10 protein-coding genes and 1 pseudogene are annotated in these 11,113 nt (G+C 65.7%); 6 read left to right on the top strand and 5 right to left on the bottom strand.

The window, feature by feature from the left end:
• Positions 1-128 precede the first annotated feature (128 nt).
• On the bottom strand, positions 129-1,103 hold the full coding sequence (locus ABIC09_RS29875) for an NADPH:quinone oxidoreductase family protein (RefSeq protein WP_354085958.1): 975 nt from the start codon (positions 1,101-1,103) through the stop codon (positions 129-131).
• A gap of 233 nt (positions 1,104-1,336) precedes the next feature.
• On the opposite strand from ABIC09_RS29875, the gene ABIC09_RS29870 reads away from it, so the two are divergent.
• The 6 genes from ABIC09_RS29870 (at position 1,337) to argG (ending at position 7,203) form a co-directional block, all read left to right on the top strand.
• A complete protein-coding gene (locus ABIC09_RS29870) occupies positions 1,337-2,176 on the top strand; it encodes an SDR family oxidoreductase (protein ID WP_354111490.1) in 840 nt (279 codons plus the stop codon).
• Between the two features lie 106 nt (positions 2,177-2,282).
• Complete coding sequence (locus tag ABIC09_RS29865; protein WP_354111489.1) at positions 2,283-2,918, top strand: invasion associated locus B family protein; 636 nt, start codon at positions 2,283-2,285, stop codon at positions 2,916-2,918.
• Between the two features lie 202 nt (positions 2,919-3,120).
• Positions 3,121-4,323: a dual-specificity RNA methyltransferase RlmN gene (gene rlmN / locus ABIC09_RS29860; protein ID WP_148756237.1), complete on the top strand. Its 1,203-nt coding sequence runs from the start codon at positions 3,121-3,123 to the stop codon at positions 4,321-4,323.
• Positions 4,324-4,444: 121 nt separating this feature from the next.
• Positions 4,445-4,939, top strand: a complete 495-nt coding sequence (locus tag ABIC09_RS29855; protein ID WP_148756236.1) for a hypothetical protein — start codon at positions 4,445-4,447, stop codon at positions 4,937-4,939.
• A gap of 56 nt (positions 4,940-4,995) precedes the next feature.
• The gene (locus ABIC09_RS29850) at positions 4,996-5,772 is read left to right on the top strand and encodes a phosphatase PAP2 family protein (RefSeq protein WP_354111488.1); all 777 of its coding nucleotides are present in this window, start codon (positions 4,996-4,998) and stop codon (positions 5,770-5,772) included.
• Positions 5,773-5,865: 93 nt separating this feature from the next.
• A complete protein-coding gene (gene argG / locus ABIC09_RS29845) occupies positions 5,866-7,203 on the top strand; it encodes an argininosuccinate synthase (RefSeq protein WP_354111487.1) in 1,338 nt (445 codons plus the stop codon).
• A gap of 172 nt (positions 7,204-7,375) precedes the next feature.
• Here argG and ABIC09_RS29840 read toward each other — a convergent pair whose 3' ends face one another.
• The 4 genes and pseudogenes from ABIC09_RS29840 to ABIC09_RS29825 form a co-directional block, all read right to left on the bottom strand.
• Positions 7,376-9,565: an OmpA family protein gene (locus ABIC09_RS29840; RefSeq protein ID WP_354111486.1), complete on the bottom strand. Its 2,190-nt coding sequence runs from the start codon at positions 9,563-9,565 to the stop codon at positions 7,376-7,378.
• A 234-nt stretch (positions 9,566-9,799) separates the two neighbouring features.
• Positions 9,800-10,042 carry a hypothetical protein gene (locus tag ABIC09_RS29835; RefSeq protein ID WP_354111485.1) on the bottom strand — a complete coding sequence of 81 codons (243 nt, stop codon included), beginning with the start codon at positions 10,040-10,042 and terminating at the stop codon, positions 9,800-9,802.
• 71 nt (positions 10,043-10,113) lie between these two features.
• A pseudogene (locus tag ABIC09_RS29830) lies at positions 10,114-10,275 on the bottom strand (VOC family protein); the annotation flags it as partial.
• Positions 10,276-11,100: an FkbM family methyltransferase gene (locus tag ABIC09_RS29825; protein ID WP_354111483.1), complete on the bottom strand. Its 825-nt coding sequence runs from the start codon at positions 11,098-11,100 to the stop codon at positions 10,276-10,278.
• Positions 11,101-11,113: the final 13 nt, after the last annotated feature.

The raw sequence follows: 11,113 nt of genomic DNA, 5'->3' as shown, positions 1-11,113 counted from the left end.
GCCTCCACCCGCATTCTCATGGATGCAAGATCACCTTGCCCATGGCCTGACGACCCGCAAGCACCTTCAATGCGTCGGCGGTCTGCGCCAGCGGGCGTGTGCGGTGACACACGCCTCCACCCGCATTCTCATGGATGCAAGATCACCTTGCCCATGGCCTGACGACCCGCAAGCACCTTCAATGCGTCGGCGGTCTGCGCCAGCGGGAAGGTGCGGTCGACGTGGGAGGAGATCTTTCCTTCCGCCGTCCACTTCACGAGCTTATCGAGATTGGCGCGGTTCTTCTCCGGATTCTGCCGGGTCCAGGCGCCCCAGAACACGCCACGGATGTCGCAGCCCTTCAGCAGCGCGAGGTTCAGCGGCATCTTCGGAATGTCGCCGGCGGCAAAGCCGATCACGAGGAAGCGGCCTTCCCAGGCGATCGAGCGCAGTGCCTGCTCGGCATACGCACCACCAACCGGATCGAAGATGATGTCGACGCCCTTGCCGCCGGTGAGTTTTCGCAAGCCTTCCTTCAGATCTTCCTTGCCGTAGTTGAGCGTGAGCTCGGCGCCATGCGCTTTGGCGAATTCGAGCTTCTCGTCCGACGAGGCGCAGGCGATCACCTTCAGGCCCATCAACTTGCCGAGCTCGCATGCAGCGAGGCCCGTGCCGCCGGCAGCACCAAGCACCGCGAGCGTCTCGCCCGGCTTCGGGCCGGCGCGATCTTCCAGCGCATGCAGCGCGGTGCCGTAGATGATGATGATGCCGGCCGCGCGGTCATGGTCGAGATTGTCGGGAATCTTCACGATCGTTGCCGCTGGCAACGCGATCTTTTCGCGCGCGCCGTTGTGGCCGCAGGAGGCGACCACGCGATCGCCGACCTTGAGGTCGGTGACACCGGGGCCGATACTCTCGATCACGCCCGAGACTTCAGCAGCCGGCGAGAACGGAAACGGCGGCTTGATCTGGTACTTGCCCTGAATCATCAGGATGTCGAAGAAGTTCAGCGCCGCCGCCTTGATCGCGATCACGGCTTCGCCGGGACCAGCCACCGGATCCGGCACATCGGCAAGCACGAGATCGTCGGGCTGGCAATATTGCGAGCAGAGGATGGCTTTCATGGCGGCACCTTCTTGAGAGAACTTGGCGTTTCAACGAATTATAGTTGGCCCGTTTCTGCCGGATTTAGCACGGCCCGACAATCCAGTTTCTTTGCCCAAAGCGATGCGCAGGCCTATCCTAACGTCATTGCGAGCGGAGCGAAGCAATCCAGAAACCGTACCGCGGAAATAGTCTGGATTGCTTCGCTGCGCTCGCAATGACGAAGCAAGAACAAAAAAGAAGGATTCAAACGATGTTTGAAACAGGTCTCCTCAGGGATAAACGCATTCTCATCACCGGTGGCGGCTCGGGCCTTGGTGCCGCGATGGGGCGCCGCTTCCTTGCACTTGGCGCCGCGCTCGTGATCTGCGGTCGCAAGCTCGACCGGCTGGAGGCAACCGCGAGCGAGATGCGCGCGCAGAGCAGCGGCAAGGTCACGACGATCGCGTGCGATGTTCGCGATGGTGTCGCCGTCGACGAGATGATGGATGCGATCTGGCGCGAGGCACCGCTCGACATCCTCGTCAACAATGCGGCCGCGACCTTCATCGCGCAGAGCGAGCATCTGTCATTCCGCGCAGCGGACGCGGTCCTGGCGCCGACCCTGCATGGCGCGATGTACTGCACGCTCGCCGCCGGCAAACGCTGGATCGACGGCAGGCACAACGGCGTCGTGCTCTCGATCCTCTCGACCTCGACCATCACCGGCCGGGCCTTCACTGTTCCCTCGGCGATGGCGAAGTCAGCGGTGCTGGCGATGACCAAAAGCCTCGCGGTCGAGTGGGGCCCGAAGGGCATCCGCACCGTCGCGATCGCGCCCGGACCGTTCCCGACCGCCGGTGCATCGGGCCAGCTTCGCCCCGAGGGCCGCGACGAGGGCTGGACCGCGCGAAATCCGATGGGGCGCACGGGCGAGCACAGCGAGCTCGCCGACCTCGCCAGCTTCCTGGTCTCGGACCGTGCCGGCTACATCAACGGTGAGATGGTGGTAATCGACGGTGGGGCGCATTTGCGCAGTTCCGGCGCCGAAGATTTGTTGCGCTGGACCGATGCACAATGGGCCGAGCAACGTGCCGCGCGGTCCAAAGGCTGACCCGCTAACTGCCTTCCCAAATTGAACTTTTCCGGCTATCCCTGCGACGGGGACAAAGCACGGCCGGGCCATCTTCCAGTCACAATATTGAGGGAACCACTCCAGCATGTGGCGGGTGCTGATTTTAGCTTTGATGACTGGCGTGACAGCCTGTGGAATCACCGGTTCCGCGCGGGCGCAGACGCCGCAACCGGCGCCGAAGGCTGCGGCAAAGCCGGCCGCTGCCGCCGCCAAGACGGCAGCCAAGCCCGAGGGCAAGCCGGTTGGTCCTGCCGCGGCGGTTGCGGGCGGCGCAGAGCCGACCCTGATCGGCCAGTTCGGCACCTGGGGCGCCTATTCGGCGGCGCCCAACGGCAAGAAGGTCTGCTTTGCGCTGGCAAAGCCGTCGTCGTCGAAGACCAATCCGCCGAACCGGCCACGCGATCCCGCCTATGCCTTCGTCTCGACCCGCCCGGCCGAGAAGGTGAACAACGAAGTCTCGGTCATGATCGGCTATGCGCTGAAGCCGGGCTCGGAATCCTCGGTCGAGGTCGGGGGCGCCGCGTTCGCCATGTATACGCAGGGCGACGGCCTCTGGATCAAGAATGCGGCCGAGGAGGAGCGGATGGTCGAGGCCATGCGCAAATCCGCCGATCTCGTGGTCAAGGGCGTCTCGGCCAAGGGGACGGAGACCACCGACACGTTCTCGCTGAAGGGCCTCGCCCAGGCGCTCGACCGGATTTCGCAAGACTGTCGACGATAAGACTGCCGACGATAAAATTGCAGGCGTTAAGGCTGCAGGCGGGATCACGGTCGCAATCGGCAGTTCCGGTTGCTATATAAGGCCGGTTCCAGATTTTCTTCCGTCATTCCGGGTTCGATGCGGCGCATCGCCCCGGAATCTCGAGGTTCCGGGTTCAGCTCCTCGAGCTGCCCTGGAACGACCAAGCCATTAGGTCCATTCAATGCAACCGACGACCGAGCCGCACAACGCAATCCTGGTGGAGAAGACTCCACTCGAAACCTATGTGCCGCCGGCGAAGCCATCGCTGATCGGTCTGTCGCGCACCGAGCTTGCCGATCGCCTCGGCGACATCGGCGTCGCGCCCGCGCAGCGCAAGATGCGCGTGCAGCAGCTGTGGCACTGGCTGTATTTCCGCGGCGCCCAGAGTTTCGACGACATGACCTCGATCTCGAAGGGCATTCGCGCTGAGCTCGCAGAGCATTTCACGGTCGATCGGCCCGAGGTCGTGGCCGAGCAGATCTCCAACGACGGCACCCGCAAATGGCTGCTGCGGCTGCCGAGCGGCGACAATGTCGAGAAGGCGCATGAAGTCGAGTGCGTCTATATCCCCGAGACCGATCGCGGCACGCTCTGCGTCTCGTCACAGGTCGGCTGCACCTTGAATTGCTCGTTCTGCCACACCGGCACGCAGCGCCTGGTGCGCAATCTCACCGCCGGCGAGATCGTTGGCCAGATCATGGTGGCGCGCGATCGCCTCAATGATTGGGCCGATCGCGAGGACGGCACGCGCCGCGTCACCAACGTCGTGATGATGGGCATGGGCGAGCCGCTCTACAATTTCGATGCGGTGCGCGATGCGCTGCTGATCGTCGGCGACAATGAAGGCATCGGCATCTCCCGCCGCCGCATCACGTTGTCGACGTCGGGCGTGGTGCCGAACATCGTGCGCGCCGGCGAGGAGATCGGCGTCATGCTCGCGATCTCGCTGCATGCGGTGCGCGATGAGCTGCGCAACGAGCTGGTGCCGCTCAACCGCAAATACCCGATCAAGGAGCTGCTGCAGGCCTGCCGCGACTATCCCGGCGCCTCCAATGCACGCCGCATCACCTTCGAATATGTGATGCTTAAGGGCGTCAACGATTCGCTCGACGATGCAAAGCTGCTGGTCAAGCTGCTCAAGGGCATCCACGCCAAGATCAACCTGATCCCGTTCAATCCCTGGCCCGGCACGGCCTACGAATGCTCGGACTGGGACCAGATCGAAAAATTCTCCGAATACATCTTCAACGCCGGCTATTCCTCGCCGGTGCGCACCCCGCGTGGCCGCGACATCCTCGCCGCCTGCGGCCAGCTCAAGTCGGAGACGGAAAAGCTCAGCGCGCGCGAGCGCCAGGCGCTGCGCGCCATGGCGATGACGGATTGATGATGCGCGGCCGCGCTCTCGCATCCTCGTCATTGCGAGCGCAGCGAAGCAATCCAGAGTCTTTCCGCGGGGGCAGACTGGATTGCTGCGCTTCGCTCGCAATGACGGAGAGGGCAGTGTCATGTCCCTGATCGGTCGCCTCATCGTCATCTTCATCGGCTTCCTGGCAGCCTGCTTCGTCGGCGGGATGATCGTCGTAGTGGCGCTGCTGTTTCCGGAATTCTCCGATCTCGGTGCCGGGCCCGTCGACCAGGGCACGATCGACATTATGCTCGGCTTCGGCTTCATCTTCGTCTCCGGCTTTGCGCTGGTGCCGGCGGCTGTGATCGTCGCGATCACCGAAGCGCTCTACATCCGCAGTGCGCTTGCCTATGCCGTCGGCGGCGGCCTGGTCGGGCTCGCCTGCTATCTCGGCCTCGTTCCCTTCCACTCCGACACGTTGCAGTTCGAGGGCATCGTGCGGCGCCATCTGGAGATCATGACCGGCGCAGGCATCGTCGCCGGCGTGGTCTATTGGCTGATCGCCGGCCGCAACGCCGGCGCCTGGCGCCAGCCGTTGCCCCCGCGCCAGCCGCCTCCACCGCTGCCATTGAATTCAAGGCCGGATGCACAGTAATTCGTGCCGTCATTCCGGGGTTTTCATCCCCGTTCCACTCCGCTAAACCGCGCGCCATGAACCGGACTGGACTCTTCATCGCCCTGGCGCTGTGGCTCGTGATCGGGGTTATCTTCGGCCTCTATCCCGAGCTCGATCTCAAGCTCGCCGCGCTGTTCTTCGATCCCGGGACAAAAACCTTTCTGCTCAAGCTGAACGTCTGGGCCGGCATCGCGCGAGACGCTGCGATGTGGATCTCCTGGGCCTTGGTGCTGCCTTCGCTGGTCGCACTCGTGGTCAAGATGATCCGGCCCGATCGTCCCTTGATGGTGTCGGGGCGCGCGATCGTGTTCCTGCTGGCCACGATCATCCTGTCGGCCGGCATTCTCACCAACCTCACCTTCAAGTCCTATTGGGGCCGGCCGCGGCCGGTGGTGGTGACGGAGTTTGGCGGCGACCAGCAGTTCGTGGCGTGGTGGGATCCGCGCGGCGATTGTGCGCGCAATTGCTCGTTCTTCTCGGGCGAGGGTGCGACCGCGTTCTGGACGCTGGCGCCGGCTGCGCTCGCACCACCACCATGGCGGCCGCTTGCCTACGCCGGCGCGGTAGTGTTCGGCGCCGCGACCAGCGGGCTCCGCATGGCCTTTGGCGGGCACTTCTTCACCGATGTCGCGACCGCCGGTCTCGTCACCTTCGTCGTGATCTGGTTCGGCTACGCGCTGATCTACCGCTGGCCGCGGACCCGGTTTTCGGACGAGGCGGTCGATGCCGCCCTGACCCGGCTGAACATGCCCGCCTACCGGCTCCGCCAGCGCCTGTTCGGTGGCAAGACCGGTCCCGCAGCGTCGATTTGAGCCATTAAATGCGTGCTCAGGTCAGCGAAATTTGATATTCGCGCGGTCAAACCGCACAAGCTATCAGCCCCGCAAGACCCGATTGGAAGCGCCATGACCACGATCCTGAAAAGCCTGCCCAAGGGTGAGAAAGTCGGCATCGCGTTTTCGGGCGGCCTCGACACCAGCGCGGCGCTGCTCTGGATGAAGCAGAAGGGCGCGCGCTGCTACGCCTATACCGCCAATCTCGGCCAGCCTGACGAAGCCGATTACAACGAGATCCCGCGCAAGGCGGAGGCGTTCGGCGCCGAGAAGGCCGTGCTCGTCGATTGCCGCACGCAGCTGGTCCACGAAGGCATCGCCGCGATCCAGTCGGGCGCCTTCCACATCTCGACCGGCGGCATCACCTATTTCAACACGACGCCGCTCGGGCGCGCCGTGACCGGCACGATGCTGGTCGCGGCGATGAAGGAGGACGGCGTCAACATCTGGGGCGACGGCTCGACCTTCAAGGGCAACGACATCGAGCGCTTCTACCGCTACGGCCTGCTCACCAATCCGGGCCTGCGCATCTACAAGCCCTGGCTCGACCAGCAGTTCATCGACGAGCTCGGCGGCCGCGCCGAAATGTCGGCGTTCATGACGGCGCAAGGCTTCGCCTACAAGATGAGCGCCGAGAAGGCGTATTCGACCGACAGCAATCTGCTCGGCGCCACGCACGAGGCGAAGGATCTCGAAAGCCTCGACAGCGGCATCAAGATCGTCAACCCGATCATGGGCGTGCCGTTCTGGCGCGATGACTGCGCCGTAAAAGCCGAGAAGGTCGTCGTGCGTTTCGAGGAAGGTCAGCCGGTCGCGCTGAACGGCCAGACTTTTGCCGATCCCGTCGCGCTGTTCCTCGAAGCCAATGCGATCGGCGGCCGCCACGGCCTCGGCATGAGCGACCAAATCGAGAACCGCATCATCGAAGCCAAGAGCCGCGGCATCTACGAAGCGCCCGGCATGGCGCTCTTGCACATCGCCTATGAGCGTCTCGTCACCGGCATCCACAACGAGGACACCATCGAGCAGTATCGCATCAGCGGCATGCGCCTCGGCCGTCTGCTCTATCAGGGCCGCTGGTTCGACTCGCAGGCCCTGATGCTGCGCGAGACCGCGCAGCGCTGGGTCGCGCGCGCCGTCACCGGCGAGGTCACCCTCGAGCTGCGCCGCGGTAACGACTATTCGATCCTCAACACCGAGAGCCCCAACCTCACCTATGCGCCGGAGCGGCTCAGCATGGAGAAGGTCGAGGACGCCGCCTTCACGCCCGCCGACCGCATCGGCCAGCTTACCATGCGCAACCTCGACATCGCGGATACGCGGACCAAGCTCGGTCTCTATGCGAAGACCGGCTTGCTGTCGGGCAGCGAAGGCTCGCAGATTTTCAAGCTCGAGAGCGACAAGGACTGACGTAACCCGCGACTGTCGCCTCATTCGTCATTACGAGCGAAGTGAAGCAATCCAGAATCTCTCTGCAGAGACAGTCTGGATTGCTTCGTCGCTTCGCTCCTCGCAATGACGAGAGCACAAAACAAAAATGGCCGGGATCGCTCCCGGCCATTTTGCATTTATGCGCGTCGCCTCAGCGCGGCGGCGTGGTGCCGGGCGGAGGCGGCGGCAGCGAGGCCTGGCCGCCGTTGAGCAGCGGCGTGATGCGGCGGACGGTGACGCGCCGGTTGATCTGGCTCGGTCCGTCGGTCTGCTCCTTCAGGTACTGCTTGCCGTAGCCCTGCGACGTCAGGTTCTCCGCGGGCACATTGAACTGCTGGGTCAGCAATTCGGCCGCAGCCTGCGCCCGGCGATCCGACAGCGACAGATTGTCGACGTCGTTGCCGGTCGCGTCGGTGTGGCCCTCGATCAGGAACACCTCGCGCGGGTTGCGCTGGATCGCCCGATTGAGGCCGTCGGCGATGACTTGCAACTTCGCAGCCTGGTCCGGTGGGATGGTCCACGATCCCGTCTCGAAATTGATCGTGTTGACGTCGACGCTCGGCATCTGCATGCGAACGTTGGGGCTGTAGCGGATCTCGTCGAGCGAATAGCGTCGATCGATCCGTTGCACCGGCGGTGCTTCCATGGCGCCGTAGATCATGTCCGGCGTCGCATCCTGGGCGTCGACGATGTAGCGATCGTAGGGAATGCTGACGACCGGCGGCGGCACGTCGACGTAGAAGCCGCCGACCGACCGCGGATCGCGGTAGCTGTTGTCGATGATGACGAGCTCACGCCCGCCTGGGTCCCTGCGGATTCGACGCAGCAACGAACCGTCCGGACCGACCACGGTGATCACCTCGCTGCCATCGGGACGGATCACGACGGTGCGGGTTTCGCCGCCGACAGTCTCGGTGCGGATGTCGCGGGCGCCATAGCGGAAGCGATAGAGATCGTTGCCGCGGACGTATTCCTGCCCGCCGGGGTCGCGGATGATGATGCGATCCGGCTCGGTGTAGACGGTGCGGCCGCCTTCGACGACTTCCTGCCGCTGATTGCGGTAGTCGGCGATGGTGGCGCCGATCACGGCGCCGGCCACGACGCCCGCGCCGATTGCAAGCGGCGTCAGGTCACGCTGCGGCGGACGCGGCGGTGGCGGCAGCGGCGTGGTGGTCGTCGGCGCGGCGCGGAAGGCCGAGCTGACTGTCGGCGGGGCGTTCTGCGCCCTGTCGGGCGGTGGCGTGGCGGCCGCCGAACCAGGGACGACAGACGGCGCCGCGGCGCCGGCGGGCGGCGCGGGTCGGGCCGGGACGCCCGCCTGCGGTGCCGCCGGCGGCGTGCCTGCAGGAGGTGTTCCGGCAGCCGCAGGCGCGCCGGCGGGCGGCGTTCCACCCTGACGTCCGGGAGGCTGCGTCACCGCGCCGCCAGGAGCCGGCGTTGCCGTCGGGGCCGGGGTCGGGGCCGCACCTGGAGCCGGTGTTCCTGGAGCCGGTGTTCTTTGAGCCGGTGTTCCCGGAGCCGGGGTTCCTGCAGCCGGCGGAGCGCCCGGACGTCCGGGCGTTGCCGTCGGGGCCGGGGTCGGCGTGGCACCTGGAGCCGGTGACCCTGCAGCCGGGGGAGCGCCGGGGCGTCCGGGCGGCGTAGCGCCAGGCGCTGGGGTCGCGGACGGTGTGGGTGTGGTTGTCGGGGCAGCAGGTGTCGTGCCCGGGCGAGCTGCCGGTGCTGCGGGCGACGGAGTGGGCGTTGCGGTCGGGGCTGGCGTTGCCGCCGGCCCGGGCCGTGCCGCGGGGCCCGCTGAAGGTGGCGTGGCCGCAGCAGGCGGAGGCGGGGCAGCCGGACGCGCCGGTGCTGCCGCGGGCGGCGGCGGAGTTGGTGTCGGTGCATGCTGCTGCGGGGCCGCGGCCGGCGGAGGTGTCGGCGCATGTTGCTGCGGAGCCGCGGCCGGAGGCGGCGTCGGTGCCTTGGGTGCAGCAGGCGGCGGGGGCGGCGGAGGAGCCTGACGAGTCGCGGGCGGCGCGGCCGGGGGAGGCGGCGGCGTAGGGCGTGACGGCGCAGCAGCGGGCGGGGGCGCGGCGGGCGGATGCGGCGGGGCAGCCGCCGGCGGCGGTGCGGCCGGTGCCTTTGGCGCAGCAGGCGGCGGCGGCGCTGCCGGGCGCGCGGCGGGCGGCGGGCCCTTTGGCGCTTCTTTCGGAGGCTGCTTCGGTTTTCCGTCAGGGCCCAATTCTGGCTGGGCCTGCGCGACCACGAGCGGCGGCGCGGTTTGCGCATGCGATGCGGAGCTTGCGAATTGCATCGCGGTCAGGGCCGTCGTGGCAAGCAGCACGAAACGAAGGTTGGTCATGTGGTTCAACTTCCCCGGAAGGTTCTTTGACGAAGTCTTGGTTTGACGGAGTCTTGGTTTGACGAGGTGTCGGTTTGACGAAGTGTCGGAATGAACGGCTACGCGTTAGGCTGCATTGTGGCGGGCGAAGACATTGCGTCGCGATTTATTTCTGCATGCAAATCATCTCACACAAGCACCGTTCATTGCGCATTCAGGCGCAGCTTGCAATCGCCCCACATATGATCGCTCGCCTCACATGTGATCCTGCGACGAATTGGCATCCGTCGCGGGGTTGGGTTTGGTTGGTCCATTCGGTCCGCGCGGGGGAATTTCTTCCGGCATCCGGCCGGGCAATTCATCGGGCTGCGGTGATTCGCCGGGCTCGTGCACCGGCGGCGTGATTTCAGGCTGGGGATTGCCCGGCGGAATTCCCGGCGGCGGCTCGGTGGGCGTGCCGGGTGTCGATGGTGGTATCTCGGGCGGTTCGATCGGCATCGGCATCATCGAGATCAGTTGTCAGGAGAACGACAACGATGATGCCGTGCCAATGTTCCCTGCGGCCTGCGCTATTCCGGCGCGTGACAGACCGCCTCGATGTTCTGGCCGTCGGCGTCCAGCACGAACGCGCCATAATAGTTCGCGTGATAATGCGGGCGAAGGCCCGGCGCCCCGTTGTCGCGGCCCCCGGCGGCCATCGCAGCCTCGTAGAACGCGTCGACCGTCGCGCGTCAGCGTGACAGGAACGTGTTGCTTCGTGTCTTGCGCGCGATCGCAAAGCCGCGCGCGACCATGTCGGCGATACAATCTTGCTGCCATTCGTTTTGGGACAGATGCTCGATCACGACCGCGCGCGGCCACAGCGATGGCGGCGCGTCGCGGAAGAAGCCGATCAGCACGCGGTCCTCAAAACCTTCGACGTCGATCTTGAGCGAATCGACCTGCGTGGCGCCGGCCTCCTCCAGAATGCGCGTGAGCCGCAGCGACGGTACCTTGATCGCATCACGGCTGGCGGCGCCGGTGACGACGTGCGTGGCGCCGAGATTGCCGCCGCCGCTTTCGATCATCAGCTCGCCGTCGCTGTCGCCCGCGGCGGCCTGCACCAGGCGCACCTGCATCGCGTTCGATGCGGTGTGATTGAAGGTGAGCCGTCCGAATGTCGTCGGATGCGGCTCGATCGCCACCACCTTGCCGGTGGGGCCGACCTGCCGCGCCATCACCAGCGCAAAAGTGCCGACATTGGCGCCGACATCAATGAACGTGCCGCCGGCCTGCGTGTGCTGGCGCAGGAAGTCGAGCTCGTCGAGGTTGTAGTCGGGATTGAACAGCGCACCGCGTTCGGTCGCGCTGCCCTGGTGATAGAAGCGGAACGAGGCGCCCTGATATTGCACGTCGATCGGGCCGCCGCGCAGCAAATTGACCAGCCGCGACATCCACGGACGAAACGCGCCGCGCTTCAGCCCCGATCCCTGCGCAAGGCGAATGATTGCGGCCTGCGCTGCGTTCGGCGCAAACGCGCCGAACGGCGCGGATGAAAGTGCATTGTCGGGCGTCAAGCAGGCGATCCTC

It is taken from the genome of Bradyrhizobium sp. S3.12.5 (assembly GCF_040548225.1).
In the GTDB taxonomy this organism is placed as follows: Bacteria; Pseudomonadota; Alphaproteobacteria; order Rhizobiales; family Xanthobacteraceae; genus Bradyrhizobium; species Bradyrhizobium cytisi.
Note: the sequence above shows the minus strand (reverse complement) of the source record. Positions and strands in the feature narration are given on the sequence as shown.